Raw genomic sequence first — 17495 nt, 5'->3', positions numbered from 1 at the left:
GATCCACCGGCTCGTGCCGGGCGCCGGGTTGGAGGCGCTGCGTGAGAGGTGTCCCAGCACACAAACCAACGCGACGCCGTGGCGGGGGCACGGCGTGAGTCAGGGGGCCAGGGCCTGTTCGACGGTGGAATGGCAGCCGATGACCTGGTCCAGGCCGACGAGCTCAAGGACCCGCAACACTGATGCCTTGGCACCGGCAACGCGTAGCCATCCCTGGGCGTCACTCATGCTCTGGTGGGCGGCGATGAGGACGTTGATCCCACTGGAATCCATGAAGGTCACGCCGCTGAGGTCCACCACGGTCCGCGGCCGCGTCACGCTTCCGTAGGACAGCAGGGCCTCGACGAGCTCGTTCGCGACGGCGTGGTCGATCTCGCCGCGCAGGGTGACCACCCGGATGCCGTCGGCGGCGGTGTGGTCGATTGACAGGCCGGGCCGGGGTGCTCCGTGGGTGTCTGTCACCGTTTCCTCGCCTGCGCGCTGATGGGGGGCCTCATCAAGGCCCTGCACAATGTTCGTTGGCAGCCTGCCCCGATACTACGGTGAACTCCCGTTCGGTCCTTTGTGTATCCGAGCTCAAGGGGCATGCGAGGCAGAATCCGGGGTAAGCGCACGCGGATGAACGGGGGAATGGGTGGATCCGGCGGAATCAGTCCCCGATGGTGAGGGCAGCGTGGTGCCTGGTGCCCAACCGATACAGGACACCGTTGCCCTGGACGGTGACGGATCCTGTATTGCCGAGGCACGTCACCGGGCGGTGAACTTCCTTGCGCGCGTCCAGGCTGAACACGGCCTGCCAGTGTCCGCACGCGCGATGGACCTGGCTCAGCTGGTGGTCAGTGAGCTGGTCACCAACGCCCGCAAGTACGCGCCCGGGCCGGTGCTGATGGAACTGCGCATTTCCGGCGCTGTGGTGGAAGTGGTGGTGTGGGACAGCGATCCGGTCCTGCCGGTGGCCCGGGCCGCCGATGCGGGCAGGGTCGGGCAGCACGGCCTGGAGATCGTCATGGCCGTCGCCCAGGGTTTCGAGGTCCAGCGGGAGTGGGTCGGCAAACGCATCACCGCCCGCATCGCCCTGACAGACGATTTGGACGGTGGCGTCACCGGACGCCGCCCCCAGTAGCAGCGGCGGGTTGGGGGTGCGACGACGGCAGGCGAGAGGCGGGGGTGGGCATGCGCCGACGTGCAGGGGTGTCGTCACCGGCCTGCTCTCAGTCCGCAGCCTGCGCCTACGATGACCAATGCCTCCACCCACCCGGCGGACGCATTCAGGAGTGGGTGCGGCATGAGGGGGTAGACGCTGCCTCGTCGGCCGCTTCGGCTGGCCGCGGCGGCGGGATCGATCCGGGAGGGGAACGGCATGACGCCCACGAGCATGGCGGCAGCGCGGATGCGGACGGCCGAGCTGCCGGAGGTCGCTGACCCGTCCCGCGTGGCGCCCAAGGACGCCCGCGAACTTTCGAAGTTGTTCTTCCAGCAACTGGCCGTGCTGGAGGAAGGCACCCCGGAGTACCAGTACGCGCGGAACACGCTGATCGAGATGAACATGTCCCTGGTCCGCTTCGCGGCCGGCCGGTTCCGCAGCCGCGGGCCGGAGGAGATGGAGGACATCGTCCAGGTCGGCATGATCGGGCTGATCAAGGCGATCGACCGCTTCGAGCTGTCCCGGGAGGCGGAGTTCACTTCCTTCGCCATCCCCTACATCGTCGGTGAGATCAAGCGGTTCTTCCGCGACACCACCTGGGCCGTGCACGTCCCGCGCCGACTGCAGGAAGCCCGCGTCCAGCTGGCCCGGGCCACCGAGGAACTACGCGGCCGACTGGGCCGCACCCCGACGGTCAAGGAGCTGTCGGAGCTGATGAGCCTGCCCGAGGACGAGGTTCGCGAGGCCCGTCTGGCCGCCAACGGCTACAATTCCTCTTCACTGGACGCCACGATCAACGGCAGCGAGGACGGCGAAGCGGTCCTGCAAGACTTCATCGGCGCCCCAGACACGGACCTGGAGTTGGTGGAGGACTTTCACGCCCTGGCCCCGCTGCTCGCGGAACTCGACGAGCGCGATCGGCAGATCATCCACATGCGGTTCGTCGAGGAATTCACGCAGGCCCAGATCGGCGAACGCCTGGGCGTCTCCCAGATGCACGTCTCCCGGCTCCTGTCCCGCACCCTCGCCCGACTGCGTGAAGGCATGCTCACCACCCGCTGACGCCTGACGCCTGAGAGGGAGGACGGGAGGGCGGGAGGGCGGAGACACCGGGAGACGAGGTCGACGCCGACCTCCAGCACCCACCCGTCTGAGCCCGACACGCCCCTCGTCCGTGCGGCGCCCCCCATCGCCCTGCGCACGCAGTCGCGAGGAGAACCTCTCCCGTGCTACCGCCCGCCGCGCGGACGGGCGCCGGTATGCCGGCCTACGCGGACGCCGGCCGGCTGGCCTCCGCAGTCGGGCCGGCGCCAGTACCGAGAGCGAGCTCGACGAGGTCGTCATATGGAGGGCCGGACAGGCGGGGTGCGGTCAAGCGGTGTTCGCCGACGTCGGCGTGGCCGAACGCGTTGGCGGGCCCTTGCCGGACCCGCCGCAAAAAGGTCCGACCGGTGCGAGATCGGCGGCTCCGTCACGCCGGCGAGCGCCCGCCGCCGCGCCACTGCGGGGATGAGCACCTCCGGCTGCGAAACCGAGTCCAGTACCCCTGTTCCATACGGGCATGCGCGTTCCGGCCTGTCCGTATTCCCACGCTTCCCGGCTGGGTCCGATGCTTTGTTCCGCGCCCGGAACGTGGGTTAATCTGCGGCGTATTTTTTCCTCGCGTACGTCCGTGAACTGCGGAACTGCACGCACGACGGCCGAGCCGCCGATCGGTTCGGGGGGTTCGGAGTTCTCGGTGACGAGGATTCCTGGGGATCGGAACGAGGTTGCGCATGACCAGCAACAGCGCCGTGGGCGACGAGGTCTCGCCGGGTGATCAGGAGCTGCGGCGGCTCCTGGCGGGCCTGACGGCCGTCCGGGACGGGGACTTCGGCACCCGTCTGCCGGTCGACGCCGACGGCCTCATGGGCGACATCGCCAAGGTCTTCAACGGCATGGTGGACCAGCTGTCCGTGTTCACCTCCGAAGTCACCCGGGTGGCCCGCGAGGTCGGCACCGAGGGGACGCTCGGCGGTCAGGCGGAGGTGCCTGGCGTCTCGGGCACCTGGGCCGACCTGACGGACTCGGTCAACGCCATGGCGGGCAACCTGACCACCCAGGTCCGCGACATCGCACAGGTGGCCACGGCGGTGGCCAAGGGCGACCTCTCCCAGAAGATCGACGTACCCGCCCGCGGCGAGATCCTTCAGCTGAAGGAGACCGTCAACACGATGGTCGACCAGCTCTCCGCGTTCGCGGACGAGGTCACGCGCGTGGCCCGGGAGGTCGGCAGCGAGGGGCGGCTCGGCGGACAGGCCCAGGTGCCGGGCGTCGCCGGCGTCTGGCGCGACCTGACCGACTCCGTCAACCACATGGCGGGCAACCTCACGAGCCAGGTCCGCTCCATCGCCCAGGTGACCACGGCGGTGGCCCAGGGCGATCTCTCCCAGAAGATCACCGTCGACGCGCGCGGTGAGATCCTCGAGTTGAAGAGCACGATCAACACGATGGTCGACCAACTCTCGGCATTCGCGGACGAGGTCACCCGTGTCGCCCGGGAGGTCGGCACCGAGGGCCGCCTCGGCGGGCAGGCCCAGGTGCGGGGCGTGTCGGGCACCTGGAAGGACCTCACCGACAACGTCAACGTCATGGCCTCCAACCTGACCGGCCAGGTCCGCTCCATTGCCCAGGTCGCCACCGCGGTGGCGCGCGGCGACCTGTCGCAGCGGATCACGGTCGAGGTCAAGGGCGAGGTCGCGGCGCTGGCGGACGTCATCAACACGATGGTCGACACGCTGTCGGCCTTCGCCGACGAGGTCACCCGCGTGGCCCGCGAGGTGGGCACCGAGGGCCGCCTCGGCGGGCAGGCGCACGTGCCGAACGTCGCGGGCACCTGGAAGGACCTCACTGACAACGTCAACTCGATGGCCAACAACCTCACCGGCCAGGTGCGCAATATCGCGCTCGTGACGACCGCAGTGGCCAGGGGTGACCTGTCGAAGAAGATCGACGTGGACGCCCGCGGCGAGATCCTCGAACTCAAGACGACGATCAACACGATGGTCGACCAGCTCTCGGCGTTCGCCGACGAGGTCACCCGTGTCGCCCGGGAGGTCGGCACCGAGGGACGGCTCGGTGGACAGGCCGAGGTGGAGGGCGTCTCCGGCACCTGGAAGCGCCTGACGGAGAACGTCAACGAGCTGGCGGGCAACCTGACCCGGCAGGTGCGCGCCATCGCGGAGGTCGCGAGCGCCGTCGCCGAGGGCGATCTGACGCGTTCGATCACCGTGGAGGCCTCCGGTGAGGTCGCCGAGCTCAAGGACAACATCAACTCGATGGTGGAGTCCCTGCGTGAGACCACCCGGGCAAACCAGGAACAGGACTGGCTCAAGACGAACCTCGCCCGGATCTCGGGCCTGATGCAGGGCCACCGCGACCTGCCCGTGGTCGCCGAACTGATCATGGACGAGCTGGTCCCCCTGGTGGCGGCCCAGTACGGGGCGTTCTACCTGGCCGAGGACGGCGACGACGGCCCCCGGCTGCGGCTCGTCGGTTCCTACGGCTACCCGGAGGACGACACCAGACCCACGCGCATCGCCTTCGGCCGCACCCTGGTCGGTCAGGCCGCCCGCAGCCGGCGCACCATCACGGTGGACCACGTGCCGCCGGACTACGTGACCATCTCCTCGGGGCTCGGCCAGGTGGTGCCGACGGCGCTGGTGTTGCTGCCCATCGTCGTCGAGGACCAGGTCCTCGGCGTCATCGAGCTGGCGTCGGTCACCTCCTTCACACAGGTCCAGCACGACTTCCTGGCCCAGCTGATGGAGACCATCGGCGTCAACGTCAACACCATCGTGGCCAACGCCCGTACCGACGAGCTCCTGGCCGAGTCGCAGCGCCTGACGGCCGAACTCCAGGACCGGTCGGCGGAGTTGCAGGTACAGCAGGAGGAACTCCAGCGTTCCAACGCCGACCTGGAGGAGAAGGCCTCGCTGCTGGCGGCGCAGAACCGGGACATCGAGGCGAAGAACCTGCAGATCGAACAGGCCCGGCAGGAGCTGGAGACGCGCGCCCAGCAGCTGTCGCTGGCCTCGAAGTACAAGTCGGAGTTCCTGGCGAACATGAGCCACGAGCTGCGCACCCCGCTCAACAGCCTGCTCATCCTCGCCCAGTTGCTGGCTCAGAACCCGTCCCGCAACCTCACCCCGAAGCAGGTCGAGTACGCGCAGATCATCCACTCCGCCGGCTCGGACCTGCTCCAGCTGATCAGCGACATCCTCGACCTGTCGAAGGTCGAGGCCGGGAAGATGGACGTCACGCCCGAGCGGGTGGCGCTGCGCCAGCTCATCGAGTACGTCGAGGCCACCTTCCGGCCCATGACGACGCAGAAGAGCCTGGACTTCACGGTGACGACCGCCCCCGGCGCGCCCGCGGACCTGCTCACGGACGACTCGCGGCTGCGCCAGGTGCTGCGCAACCTCCTGTCGAACGCCGTGAAGTTCACCGAGCGGGGCGGCGTGCAGCTCAGCATCGAACCGGCGGTGGACGAGGAGGTGCCCGAGGGAGTGATCCGGGGCGGCGCCGTGGTGGCCTTCCGTGTGAAGGACACCGGCATCGGCATCCCGGAGCAGCAGCTGGAGACGATCTTCGGGGCCTTCCAGCAGGCGGACGGCACGACGAGCCGCAAGTACGGCGGCACCGGTCTCGGCCTGTCCATCACCCGGGAGATCGCCCATCTGCTCGGCGGTGCCGTCACGGTGGACAGCACGCCCGGCCAGGGCAGTACGTTCACGCTCTTCCTGCCCGTGGCCCGTCCCGACTTCGAGGAACTGCTCGGCCACGGCAGCACCGCGGAGCGGGTCCCGGCCGAGCCCCTCCCCGATGGAGTGTCACGCCGGGTACCGGTGCCCCGGATCGGGCCCGGACCGCGGCCCCGGCGCCTGCTCGTCGTGGAGGAGAGGCCGCGCGGCCTGCTGACCCTCGTCGCGGAGAGCGTGGTCGCGGACCTCACGCACGGCCGTGAAGACGGTGGACAGCGGCCCGCGGTCGACATCATCACCGCTGTCGGGGCGCAGGAGGCGGCGGGCGCCCTCGCGGCCGAACCCTGCCACTGCGTCGTCCTGGAGCTCGGCACGCGGGAAGGCGAGGCCTCTCGGTTCCTCGAGGCCCTGGAGGGTGACTCGGCGCTGGCGAGTGTCCCTGTCCTGGTGCACAGCGGTCACCGCACCGACCTGGTCCTGGAGGAGACGCTGCGGTCCCGCGCGGCGGGCGGGGCGCTGGAGTTCCTGTCCAGCCTCGACGAACTGCGCGAGCGCATCGCCCTGCACCTGTCCGCCGAGGAGCCAGGGGACGTACTGTCCCTGGTCCGGCCCGAGGAACCGCGTCCTGTGGCGCCGCATCCCGTCGACGACTCACCGACGGCGGGCCGTACCGTCCTCGTCGTCGACGACGACGCGCGCAATCTCTTCGCGCTCAGCGGGATCCTGGAACTCCACGGCTTCCGGGTCCTGCACGCCGAGAACGGGCGTCAGGGCATCGAGACGCTGGTGAACAACCCTGATGTCGCGCTCGTGCTCATGGACGTGATGATGCCGGAGATGGACGGCTACACCGCGACGGCCGAGATCCGCAGAATGCCGCAGTACGCCGAGCTGCCCATCATCGCCGTCACGGCGAAGGCGATGCCCGGCGACCGGGAGAAGAGCCTCGCCTCGGGCGCCAGCGACTACGTCACCAAGCCCGTCGACACCCGCGACCTCATCGCCTGCGTCCGGCGCTGGCTGCCCGTATGAGCACGCCGGCGCCCGTCCCGCACCCGGGCGGGCCGGACGCCCCGCAGCGCCTCCCGTTCCGCGCCCCAGGGCGCTTCAGCCGAGGAGCCTTCACACCGTGAGCATGTCCGAGCGTCCGGGCGAACCGGGTCAGGACGGTGAGCCGAAGCTCGAATCCGGCACGCCCCCGGCGTCCTCCGCCCTGCCGGTGACCTCCGCCGACGGGCCGCCCGCGGATGCCGTCGGCGTCCCGCCCGCCTCACCGGTGGGCAGACTGGCGGCCACCGTCGAACGGCTCAGCCGGGAGGTGCGGGCCGCCCAGGCGGATGCCGAGGGGCGCGCCCTGATCGAACTCGCCAAGGGCATCCTGGTCGAACGGCTGACGTGCGGGCCGGCTCAGGCCGCCCGGCAGCTCGCCGAGCTGGCCGAGCAGGCCCAGGTCACGCCCCTTGAACTCGCGGTCGACATCATCAACCAGGCCGCCCGGGACCGGATGTCCGAGGTGACGGACGCGTTTCTCGCCGCCACCAGGGCGGCGGACGAGGCGAAGACCGAATCGGCCGCCGTACGTCTGCGCGCGGCGGAGAGCGGCGCGCTGGCCGCGGACGACACACAGGCAGTCGCCGAAGCCCTGCTGGAGCAGGCGCTGCGCCCGCTCGGCGCGGTGGCCGTGGCCGTCTGGGCCGCGGGTTCCGACGGTTCGCTCACCCTGGCGGGCAGCGCCGGGTTCTCCCCGGCCGAGGCCGCACGCTGGCGCTACGTCCCTCCGGATGTGGTGACGGTGGCGCGGCGCGGCCTCACCGAGCGCACGGGTCAGTGGATCACGTCCCTCGCGGAGACCGGACTGCCCAGCATCGGCCTGCACCACCATCCGCACGGCGGCAGGGCCGCCCTGCCCGCCGGCACCGGGGGCCGCATCCACGGCGTGCTGGAGATCGCCTGGCCGACGCCCCTGGCGCCGCAGCCCCCACAAATCGTCCGCCAGGTGGAGGCCCTGGCGGAGCTGTGCGGCCACACGCTGGAGACCTACACGCTGCTGCACGGTCCCGCCCAGGAGCCGCGCGTGCTGCCGGACGCCGCGGAGCTGATGGACCTGGCCGACGGGCTGCACGACCCGGCGCTGGTCCTGGTGCCGCACCTCGACGACGCCGGGCACCTGGTGGACTTCCGCATCCAACACGTCAACAACCGCTTCCTGGATCCGGCCGGCCGGCCGCGCGCGGTCGTGAACGGCGCACTGCTGCTGGAGGCATACCCGATGGCCGCGGGGGACAGCGAGCTGTTCCAGCGCATCGAGCGCGTGTACGCCACTGGTGAACCCTTCAGGGCACGCCGGATGAACCTCACCGCCCTCGTCGACCAGGTCCCCCTCTCGGCGATCGCGGACATCAGTATCAGCAGGCACGGCACCACCGTCCTGCTCATCTGGCGCATCGAGGACGAGACGGCGCGACTGGCGAGCCTGCTCCAGCACGCTCAGCGCCTCGGCCGCATCGGCGGCTTCGAGGAGAACCTGCTGACCGGGGAAATCACCTGGAACGGACAGCTGTTCGACCTCTATGGGCGCCCGCAGTCGAGCACCCCGGTGCCCCTGGAGAATCTGCCGGCCCACGCGCATCCGGACGACGGCGTCGCCATCCGCCGCTTCCTGCGCACGCTGCTGCACCACCGGCGGCCGGCCGCCGCGGCCTTCCGGCTCCAGCGGCCGGACGGGGTGACCCGCCACATCCGCGTCGTCGCCGAGCCGGTACTCGACACCGACGGCCGGCTGCTCCGCATCCGCGGCGCCTGCCAGGACATCTCGGCCCAGCACTGGACCGAGGTGGCCCTCGCCGCCACCCGCGACCAACTGGCGCACACCGAGCAGCAGGCCAGCGAACGCAACCGGCTCACCCTCCAGTTGCAGCACGCCATCATGCCGCCCGCACAGGCACCGTTGCAGGTCCCCGGCCTCCAGGTGGCCGTCCGCTACCGTCCCGCGGAGACCGAGCAGCTGGTGGGCGGCGACTGGTACGACACCGTCGTGCTGCCCTCCCGGCAGGTGCTGCTGTGCGTGGGAGACGTGGCCGGCCACGGCATCGAGGCCGCGACCAGCATGGTCGTCCTGCGCAACGCACTGCGTGGCCTGGCGGTGACCGGCGCCGGGCCTGGCCAGCTGCTGTCGTGGCTCAACATCGTGGCGCACCACCTGACGGGCGCCGTCACCGCGACGGCGGTGTGCGGGCTGTACGACCCGGCCCTGCGGACGCTGCGCTGGGCCAGGGCCGGCCACCTGCCGCCCGTGCTCGTCCAGGGCAGTGAGGCGGCTGCCCTGCCCCTGGTCAAGGGCATGCTGCTCGGAGCGCTGCCCGAGGTCGTGTACGAGGAGGCCGAGGTTCAGCTGACCGAGGGGGACACTCTGTTGATGTACACGGACGGCCTGATCGAACGCCGCGACCGGTCCGTGGAGGAGTCCCTGGTCCATCTGCTGACCACCGCCCGCACGGCGCCCAGCACACTCGATCAGCAGCTGGACCGCCTGCTGACCTACAGCAACTCGGACACCGACGACGACACGTGCATCGTGGGCATCCGGCTCGGGTGAGGCACCCTGCCGAGCCCGCTGGCACCACTGCCGAACCCGACTCGCCCTTGATGAATGACATTACGTCAGGCGCCATCCACGACTGGAGTTCCGGAAGGCCCGCTCCTCCGGAGTCCAGGAACAACGCCCCCGCCAGCAGCCCCGCGCTCCCCCTCGGGCTCCACCCGAGCGCGTGCAGGTCGGCGTCGAAGGCGTGCAGGGCCTCGCGGCCGGCCTCCGTCGCCGTACCGCCGGCGTCGAGGACCCTGTGGGCGCCGGCCTGGACGTGCCGGAGGCCGACGGGGCCCGCGGTGTGCAGGAGTTCGGTGTCCTGAAGGGTGGACATGACGGTGAGCAGGGCGTCCAGGCGGGCCTCGTTCTCATCGGCGCCGGCCGAGCGGGCGACGGCGAGAGCGTCCAACGCCCGCCGTACGTGCGGGAATCCGGCTCGTGCCTCGCCCCGCGCCCCGGCGGCGCCGTACTTCGCCGAGATCGACGAGCCGCGCGAGGGCCGTCGCGGGGCCCGTCGATCGGGGTGGGCGGCGATGCGCTTGGCGGCCGCGGCCACGTCTTTCGCCCCGGCGCGCGGGTCGAAGGCGGCCGCGGCGACCAGCAGGCTGAGCACCCACAGGGCGTTCACCGGATCGCCCTGGCTCTCCGTCCTCCTCCTCGCCGCACTCGCCGTTGTGCTGTGCGTGTGCAGTGAGGCGGACGCCTTCGTCGCCGCCTCGCTGAGCGGGTTCTCGCCGACGGCCCGGCTGGCGTTCATGGTGATCGGGCCGATGGTCGACCTGAAGCTGATCGCCTTGCAGACGGGGACGTTCGGAAAGGCATTCGCCGTGCGGTTCTCGGCCGCGACGTTCGTGGTCGCGCTGGTGAGCAGTGTGCTCCTGGGGTGGTGGTTGCTGTGAGGCGGTACGGTCCGGCGCTGGTGCTGATCCTCTGCGGCGCGGCGGTACTGCGGATCTCTCTCTTCAGCGAACTGTATCTGCGGTATGTGCAGCCGGGGCTGCGGCCCAGTCTGATCGCCTCGGGAGCGTTACTGCTGCTGCTCGGGTCGGCGGCGGTCCGGGTGGCTCGGTCGTCCGCCGACGACGACACCAGCGGAGCCGGCGATCAACCCGACTGCGAAGACGGCGAGAACGGCGCCTACCACGACCACAGCTACGGCCCCCGCGTTGCCTGGCTGCTGACCGTCCCTGCCCTCTCTCTGCTCCTCTTCCCGCCGCCCGCCCTCGGCTCGTACAGCGCCGAACGCTCCGCAGCGGAGTACGCGTCCCAGGGGATCGGCACGTTTCCCGCGCTCCTGAAGGGTGACCCCGTCGACTTGACGCTCGCGGAGTTCACGTCCCGCGCGATGTACGACAGCGGCAGGACGATGAAGGGCCGCACGATCCGGATGACCGGCTTCGTCACCAAGGACGGCGACACCTGGTACGTCACTCGCCTGCTCATCTTCTGCTGCGCGGCCGACGCACAACCCGGCAAGATCCAGATCCGCGGCATCGACGCCCCGCCCGCCGACGCCTGGGTGACGGTCACCGGGACCTGGCATCCCAAGGGCAAGCTCGGTTCGGAGGAGGCATGGCCGCCGGTCCTCGACAGCATCTCCGTGAAGCGTGTGAAGCAGCCGGAGAATCCGTACGAGAAGCGGTGACCCGGGCTGACGGCAACCTGCTGCGTCCTCTGGGAGGAAGGCGAGGGCGGCGGACGAGTCATAGGCGATATCTGACTGATCGCCTGCTCACGTCGTGTCCGTGATCGGATCGAGAGCCGGAGCAGACGCCTTCGGGCGTACGGGCCGCGGCAGCGGATCGCCACCTTGCGGCGCGTCTGAGGCACAGGACTCGCGAACCGACCCTGACGGGCCGCACGGGGACATCCGTGCGGCCCGTCGGCGTCTGCACACGCACAAGATCCGATCCGAGGTGCTCACCGTCTCCAGCCCGACCCGGACCACCTGTCACGGAACCAGAACGGCGCAACGAGTTGACTGTCTATGGACGGACCCGCACCACTGTTCCCGCGACTCGCTCCGGTCCTGTGGTCTGTGCATGTCCGTGGCCCGCTGCACGGAACTGCGCCACGATCAGCGCGGTCGTAGCCAGCGCGGCGACCCGGGGCAGATGCCGGTCCGCACGTCCAGTGCCTGTCTTCGCATCCGGCCTCGCCTCGTGCTCCGTTGACTGCCACATGGCTGGCTCCTTCATGCTCCTTGTCTTCCTCAGCGGCGCGCGGGCAGCGCCTGCGACGCGGCCGGGATGTTCACCTGGTGTCGACGCGGGCGGCCCGGAGTATGGCGACGACCTCCCAGCCGTGGACGTTCTCTCGTGGGCGGGCCTGGATATGACCGCCGAGCGCGGTGACGCGTTCGTTGAGGCCGACGAGTCCGAAGCCACCGCCCCGGGCCGCCTCGGGGAGATTGGCGCCGCCGCGGCCGTTGTCGCGTACATGCTCGCTCGGATGATGTGCGCGGCGGAGTACGGCGCGGCTCCGCTGAGTCGGGCGCTGCGGGCCGTCCAGAACCAGAGTCCGTCTTCGAAGCTGGTTCAGCCCGACCGCGTCACGGCGGACATGGCGGGTCGGGACGCGTGAGATGCGGTCAGAAGAGCGCCGTGCACGGCTGAGGACGCCGCCCGTGTGGCATAGCGAGCGGTGTCCGCAGGCCATGCGTCACGTTCCTGGTGGATCAGGAGACAAACCGCGCCGTGCACGCCCGCACACAGCAGTCTGGCGGTTTCGGTGGTGCTCTCCACCGGTACTCCGGCATCGGCACAGGCTGCGACCTTGTCCCGGAAATAGCGGAAACACGCGTCCTCGTTCTGGCGACTGGCCTCGGTGGCCTCGCCATCCATCACCAGTCGGTACTGGGAGGGATGGCCAAGCCCGAACGCGATGTAGGCGACGCAGGTTTCGTAGAGCGCCGTCACAGGGTCCGGGACCCCCCGGGACACTGCTTCCAGTTCGATGAACAGTGAACTCCACACACGCAGGCACGCGGCGTGGACGAGTTCCCTCTTCGAGGCGAAGTGGAGGTAGACGGCCGGCGGGGTGACTCCCGCGCTTGTCGCCACCGCGCGGATCGTAAGGGCGTCGGCGCCACCGTCTTCGAGCAACTGATCGGCGATGTCGAGAAGCTGGTCGCGGAGCAGGCCGCCCTGGCCCTTGGCGGCGCGAACGCGGGCGCCGGTCACAGAAGGGAGCCTTCGGGAGAGAGCGGCATCAGGATGTCTTCGGCTTGACCGCGGTGACGACCTGGGTCACCCGGGCGCACAGTTCGCCTTCGGCATCGTGCACGTCGACCTCGACGACGGTGTTGCGCCCCACACGCAGGGGACGAGCTGTCGCGACGACGTCTGTGTGTGCCGGCCGAAGGAAGTGCGTGGTCGACTCCACGGTGGCCGGTGCGGCGCCGGCCGGACCGTTGAGGGCGGCGCACACGGCGCCGCTCACATCGGCGAGTCCCATCAACGCGCCCCCATGGAGGCCACCGCCCACGGTGGAGAGCGAGAGATCGTGCGCCAGCGTGGCTCGAACGCCGGCTGCCGCCATCTCGTCGAACACGACTCCGAGGGTCTTGGCGTACGGCGCGAGCGCGTAGACGTCTTCGGCTGCGAGTGTAGGCACGGGCTGCTCCCATCTGAGTCGAGGACGATAAGTTATCGACGTTAACTCAGCTCGTCAACCAGGGACTTCGGACGGGCACCTGCATGGCGGGTCCCCGTGGTCCACACGGTGCACGACTGACGTACGACGGCTACGGGGAAGTCGCCTTGCGGAGAGCGGGTGCCGTGTCGCCGCCTGTTGTGCCGACGCGGCCCAGCGACCGGTCGGCTGCGCACAGGACCAGGAACACGGCAGCCACACCGATGAGCAACCAGGCCATGGCATGCAGTCCGGAACTGGTGGCGCCGCCGCGGAAGAACACGGCGCTCGCCGCCGCCGCGAACAGTGCGCCGCTGTACATGAACGTGCGCAGCAGTCCCGCGGACGAGCCCATGCGGGCCGGGTCCGCCTGTGCGTACAGGGCATTCTGGTTGGCCAGCCCGATCAGCCCGTGAGGGATACCGACGACCGCGCTGAGTGCGACGAGCAGCCAGACCGGACTGTCGGCACGCAGGAGCAACAACGCCCCGCAGGCGAGGCATTGGAAGAGCGCGCCGGTGACGAGTTTGCCCCGCACCCGGCTACGGCGACCCGTGAGTGCGGTGACACCGATGGCCGTCGCCGACAGCGGCAGCAGAAGCAGCCCGGCCTGCGACGCGCTGAGCCCTCGGCCCTCTTGGAGCCACTGGCTGTAGCCGTAGAAGAAGGCGTACGACGTGGTGTGGGCGAGGCACTGCCGGGTGAACGTGGCGAGCAGCGGTACGTTCCCGCCGAGGACTCGAAGATCTATGAACGGCTGGGCGATGCGCAGTTCGCGGCGGACGAACACCGCGCCCGCGGCCAGGCCGAGCACCGGCAGATACCAGTGTGCGACCGCCGGGTTCATCAGGAAGAACATGAACCCGGTCAGTGATCCCGCGAACGACAGCATGCCCGGCACATCGATACGTGTCGTCCCGCCCGAGGGCGTGGCACGTGGCAGCCACAGTGCGCCCAGGACGAGGCACATGAGGGACAGTGGCACGTTGATGCCGAAGATCAGATGCCAGCCACCCGCGCCGATCAGCAGGCCACCGAGGACCGGGCCGACGACCGCGATGACCTGGTTGGAGATCGACAGCGCGGCGAGGACGCCACTCGGGTTCTCCCGGCCGGTGCGGTCGGACTCGGCGCGCAGCAGCGACATCGACGCCGGGAAGGCCGCCGAGGTTCCGAATCCGAGGAGGACGCGGGAGGCGACCAGTACCCACAAGTCCGGAGCGAGAGTGCCGAGCAGGCCGGCCAGGCCGGCCAGCGCGGTGCCCAGCAGATAGAGCCGACGTGGACCGAACGCGTCGACAAGCCGGCCGATCACCGGCTGGCCGACGGCTGTCGCGAGGTAGAGGCCGGAGACGAGCCACGCCGTCTGCGAGGGCGGCACGCCGAAGGCGCGGCCGATGGGGACCAACGCGACCGCGAGCATCGAGGAGTTGACGGGGTTGAGGATCGAGCCCAGGATCATAGGTGCGATCAGGCGGCGGTCGAAGCCGCCCTTCTCTGCCCGACGCTGTCTGCGCGCGGCGGTCCGAGTCACGCTTGCGCCACCTTGTCGAGCCTCGCCATTGCGGTGATGACCGCCCGCACTTCCTCCTCGGGGCCGTGCTCTTGCATGGCCCGGGCGAGCCACGCCTGACGGGCGAGGCGCTCGCCCCTGCACCGTTCGTGCCCCCGGTCGGTGAGCGAGACGAAGTCGCGTTCATGGAGCCGGTCCGTCGGCGGTGCTGTCGAGGAGACCGCGGAAGGCCTCGCACCTTCGGGTCGCGGCGTCCGCCGCGGTGTCGGCGAGTGGTGCGCCATCAGCTGGGTGATCTGTGGACCGAGTCGGTGGTGGGTCACGGCTGTGGGACCTCCGGTGCACGGGGGCGAGGACGTGGACACGTGTGTTTCGAGGAACCGCTGGACCGCGGGGAGGACCGCAAAGTGGTTGTGGCCGGTGCCGGGCACGATGTCGAGGCGTGCGTCGATGCCGTGTTCGTGCCAGTTGGCGCGCAGCGCGTTGATACGTTCGATGCGGTTGGTCCCCGCGGGCACGGGCCGGCGCTCGTCGTCCGGTGCGAGTCCGGCTGCGTCGGTGTCGTTCTCGCCGATGACCGGTTGCACGGGAAGGCCGTGCAGAGCTACCGGGTCGGCGTCGGTACCGAACTGTTCCTTCATGTCGGCCGTGCCGTGCCACCACGTCGTCGTGGGGTCGAGGAGGGTGACGCGCCCGGGCGCGCCCACCGACAGGGACGCCAGTCGTGCGGGTGGAGGTAGGCGAAGCGGTGGGCGAACTGGCCTCCGCCGGAGAAGCCGTGGAGGTGGAAGCGGTCGGCGCGCACGTGCCAGCGGGCCGCGGCCTCGTCGACCATGTGGAGCAGGGCTTCGTCGGGGCGGAATCCGGCAGGGGAGAGGAGCTTGTAGCTGTCCACGTCGTTCGGGCCGGTGATTCCGGCGGGGAAGAGCGGGGAGAGGACAACGCAGTTGTGGCGGTCGGCGAAGGCATCGCGGAGTGCTTCGGCGCGGCGTCGTGTTCCGTGGACGGCGACCACCAGGGGGACGGGTGGGCCGTCGGCGGTGTGGTCGCTGGGGGGCGTAGAAGGCTGTGGGGCCGGTGAGGAAGGTGACCCCGGGCGCTGCCTCAAGCGGCTTGGGCGGAGGTGCGATGTCGGGCATGGTGAGCCCCTTGCCATATGCCATAGCGTATACGTTGTATGGTGGGCCGAGCCGCCTGCTGGCGGGCGGCTCGGTGTGTACGGACGCCCCTCTCCGAATCGTTCGCTATTTGCTATAGCTTGCGCGGGACAGGATGACCACTTCGGCGATTCTCACTGCGAGAAACGCGCCGTGAGCAGGGAGGAGCTCGACGCCCGACTGTGCGCGTTCATCAGCTCTTCCGCACGCCTGCCGTTTCCGGCGGCGATGGCGTCGTAGATGGCACGGTGCTGGTGATAGCGCGCATCCACGGCGCTGCGCCGTTCGTCGCTGACCTCGGACAGGACGCTGTCGCGTCGTTCGTCCGCGCCGAAGGCGTCGACCATGTGCAGCATCTGCAGCAGTGTGGCGTTCCCGCTGGCCTGGTCCACCAGGCTGTGGAACTGCCGCATGCGGTGCAGGATCTCCTCGATCAGCTTCCGCTCTTCGTCACTGCCGGGAGCGAGTCCGGCCGCCTGGCCGCGCAGGCGGTCGGCCTCGTCGAGGACGGCACACATCTGCCGTCTCTGTTCCGCGGTCGACTTCTCTGCGGCCAGACGTGCGGCCAGTGCGCGAAGCGAGTCCCCGATCATCGAGAACTCCCGCAGCTCCTCCTCCGCGTACTTCGCGACGCGCACCGAACGTGGGCCGGTTCGCTCCACCAGTCGGTCCTGCTCCAGACGGCGCAACGCCTCACGTACCGGTGTCGCGCTGATGTCGAGAGACTCGGCCAGCCCCCGCTCGGTCACCCTCTGACCTCGTTCGAGGACGCCCGAGACGATCGCCTCACGGATCGCCGTGTACGCCTGGTCACCCAGCGTCGCCGAGATCGTGAGCTGCGGAAGCTGTCCCATGACGCAGTACCGTATTTGCTACAGCAGAATTGTCAACCGGTTGGGGTCCGGCCGGGACGTCCAGGCCGTCGCCAGGCAACCGTCAAGGAACCCTCAGGTTCACTGCGGGCCGACCGTCAAGTGCTGTGTGAATGATGGGTCAGGTCATCCCGGTCGAGCCGAGAAGAAGGACCCGTGAACAAGGTAATTGTCGCAGGCGGGCCGTTCCTGGTGCGGGCCGCGCTCACCAAGGTGATCGATGCGAGCGGCACCATGAGGGTGGCCGGCACCGCCGCGCACGACAAGGATCTCAGAGGCCTGCTCGATGTCGGCGTCGACGCGGACGTCGTCGTGCTCGACCGCTCCATCCACACCGGGCAACCGGACGCCTTCACTGGCCTGATCACCGAGATCTGTGCCGTGGCGCGGACCGTGGTCTTCGGCGCTCCCAGTGATCAGGAGGTCGATGCCCAGGTGCGTGCCGGCGCCACGGGCGTTCTCGCCGCGGACGTCAGCGCGTCACAGCTCATCGCCGCCCTGGAAACCGTGTGCCGGGGCGGGCTTGTCGTCGCTCTGGGGACGGCCCCGGCTGTCCGCAAGGCGCCGGCACGGGTCACGCCCGCACTGACCCGGGATCTCTCCCTCCGGGAACGCGAGATCCTCACCATGCTGTCGAGCGGTCAGGACAGTGCCTCCATCGCCCGCGACCTCGGTCTGAGTCCCCTCACCGTGAAGACCCACATCACGCACATGCTCAGCAAGCTGGGAATCCGCCGGCGCGGGCATCTGATCGCCTTCGCTTATGAGAGCGGGCTCATCGTGCCGGGCATGACACCCACCAGTTTCATCGCCACCCGGCTGCAAGCGGCGTCGTAGTCCTACGTCTG

General features: G+C 69.8%; 13 protein-coding genes and 3 pseudogenes. 8 read left to right on the top strand and 8 right to left on the bottom strand.

Annotation, left to right across the window (positions count from 1 at the left end):
- Positions 1 to 99: 99 nt before the first annotated feature.
- Positions 100 to 462, bottom strand: coding sequence for an STAS domain-containing protein (locus ACIBL4_RS18380; RefSeq protein ID WP_399411183.1), 363 nt, complete (start codon positions 460 to 462; stop codon positions 100 to 102).
- Between the two features lie 172 nt (positions 463 to 634).
- Between ACIBL4_RS18380 and ACIBL4_RS18375 the strand changes: the two genes are divergently transcribed.
- From ACIBL4_RS18375 to ACIBL4_RS18360, 4 genes are all read left to right on the top strand, one after another.
- A complete protein-coding gene (locus ACIBL4_RS18375; protein ID WP_399411181.1) occupies positions 635 to 1123 on the top strand; it encodes an ATP-binding protein in 489 nt (162 codons plus the stop codon).
- A gap of 237 nt (positions 1124 to 1360) precedes the next feature.
- The gene (locus ACIBL4_RS18370) at positions 1361 to 2206 is read left to right on the top strand and encodes an RNA polymerase sigma factor SigF (RefSeq protein ID WP_399411179.1); all 846 of its coding nucleotides are present in this window, start codon (positions 1361 to 1363) and stop codon (positions 2204 to 2206) included.
- 713 nt (positions 2207 to 2919) lie between these two features.
- Positions 2920 to 6918: a HAMP domain-containing protein gene (locus ACIBL4_RS18365; RefSeq protein WP_399411177.1), complete on the top strand. Its 3999-nt coding sequence runs from the start codon at positions 2920 to 2922 to the stop codon at positions 6916 to 6918.
- A 97-nt stretch (positions 6919 to 7015) separates the two neighbouring features.
- Positions 7016 to 9481, top strand: coding sequence for a SpoIIE family protein phosphatase (locus ACIBL4_RS18360; RefSeq protein ID WP_399411175.1), 2466 nt, complete (start codon positions 7016 to 7018; stop codon positions 9479 to 9481).
- A 109-nt stretch (positions 9482 to 9590) separates the two neighbouring features.
- Here the strand turns inward: ACIBL4_RS18360 and ACIBL4_RS18355 are convergent.
- Positions 9591 to 10097: pseudogene (locus ACIBL4_RS18355) on the bottom strand (triphosphoribosyl-dephospho-CoA synthase); the annotation flags it as partial.
- Between ACIBL4_RS18355 and ACIBL4_RS18350 the strand changes: the two are divergent.
- Positions 10096 to 10371 (top strand): annotated as a pseudogene (locus ACIBL4_RS18350) (permease); the annotation flags it as partial. The pseudogenes ACIBL4_RS18355 and ACIBL4_RS18350 overlap by 2 nt on opposite strands.
- A complete protein-coding gene (locus ACIBL4_RS18345; RefSeq protein WP_399411173.1) occupies positions 10368 to 11117 on the top strand; it encodes a TIGR03943 family putative permease subunit in 750 nt (249 codons plus the stop codon). The pseudogene ACIBL4_RS18350 and the gene ACIBL4_RS18345, both read left to right, overlap by 4 nt.
- Before the next feature lie 608 nt (positions 11118 to 11725).
- Here the strand turns inward: ACIBL4_RS18345 and ACIBL4_RS18340 are convergent.
- From ACIBL4_RS18340 to ACIBL4_RS18320, 5 genes and pseudogenes are all read right to left on the bottom strand, one after another.
- Positions 11726 to 11911: pseudogene (locus ACIBL4_RS18340) on the bottom strand (sensor histidine kinase); the annotation flags it as partial.
- A gap of 98 nt (positions 11912 to 12009) precedes the next feature.
- The gene (locus ACIBL4_RS18335) at positions 12010 to 12654 is read right to left on the bottom strand and encodes a TetR/AcrR family transcriptional regulator (RefSeq protein WP_399411171.1); all 645 of its coding nucleotides are present in this window, start codon (positions 12652 to 12654) and stop codon (positions 12010 to 12012) included.
- Between the two features lie 28 nt (positions 12655 to 12682).
- Positions 12683 to 13087, bottom strand: coding sequence for a PaaI family thioesterase (locus tag ACIBL4_RS18330; RefSeq protein ID WP_399411169.1), 405 nt, complete (start codon positions 13085 to 13087; stop codon positions 12683 to 12685).
- 130 nt (positions 13088 to 13217) lie between these two features.
- Complete coding sequence (locus ACIBL4_RS18325) at positions 13218 to 14567, bottom strand: MFS transporter (RefSeq protein ID WP_399411575.1); 1350 nt, start codon at positions 14565 to 14567, stop codon at positions 13218 to 13220.
- 68 nt (positions 14568 to 14635) lie between these two features.
- Positions 14636 to 15325 (bottom strand): hypothetical protein, encoded by a 690-nt coding sequence (locus tag ACIBL4_RS18320; RefSeq protein ID WP_399411167.1) that lies wholly within the window; start codon positions 15323 to 15325, stop codon positions 14636 to 14638.
- Between the two features lie 17 nt (positions 15326 to 15342).
- Between ACIBL4_RS18320 and ACIBL4_RS18315 the strand changes: the two genes are divergently transcribed.
- Complete coding sequence (locus tag ACIBL4_RS18315; protein ID WP_399411165.1) at positions 15343 to 15699, top strand: hypothetical protein; 357 nt, start codon at positions 15343 to 15345, stop codon at positions 15697 to 15699.
- A gap of 210 nt (positions 15700 to 15909) precedes the next feature.
- Here the strand turns inward: ACIBL4_RS18315 and ACIBL4_RS18310 are convergent, their stop codons facing one another.
- Positions 15910 to 16629, bottom strand: a complete 720-nt coding sequence (locus ACIBL4_RS18310; RefSeq protein WP_399411163.1) for a GntR family transcriptional regulator — start codon at positions 16627 to 16629, stop codon at positions 15910 to 15912.
- Between the two features lie 210 nt (positions 16630 to 16839).
- Here ACIBL4_RS18310 and ACIBL4_RS18305 point away from each other — a divergent pair, with 210 nt between their 5' ends.
- Positions 16840 to 17484: a response regulator transcription factor gene (locus tag ACIBL4_RS18305; protein ID WP_399411161.1), complete on the top strand. Its 645-nt coding sequence runs from the start codon at positions 16840 to 16842 to the stop codon at positions 17482 to 17484.
- Positions 17485 to 17495 lie beyond the last annotated feature (11 nt).

Source organism: Streptomyces sp. NPDC050416 (assembly GCF_044458845.1).
Classification (GTDB): domain Bacteria; phylum Actinomycetota; class Actinomycetes; order Streptomycetales; family Streptomycetaceae; genus Streptomyces.
This window is presented reverse-complemented; position numbering and strand designations above follow the sequence as displayed.

Bases quoted from the DNA above. Each gene is read 5' to 3' on its own strand.
- ACIBL4_RS18365 (WP_399411177.1), top strand. From the start codon at position 2,920: ATGACCAGCAACAGCGCCGTGGGCGACGAGGTCTCGCCGGGTGATCAG.
- ACIBL4_RS18310 (WP_399411163.1), bottom strand. From the start codon at position 16,629: ATGGGACAGCTTCCGCAGCTCACGATCTCGGCGACGCTGGGTGACCAG.
- ACIBL4_RS18325 (WP_399411575.1), bottom strand. From the start codon at position 14,567: ATGATCCTGGGCTCGATCCTCAACCCCGTCAACTCCTCGATGCTCGCG.
- ACIBL4_RS18370 (WP_399411179.1), top strand. From the start codon at position 1,361: ATGACGCCCACGAGCATGGCGGCAGCGCGGATGCGGACGGCCGAGCTG.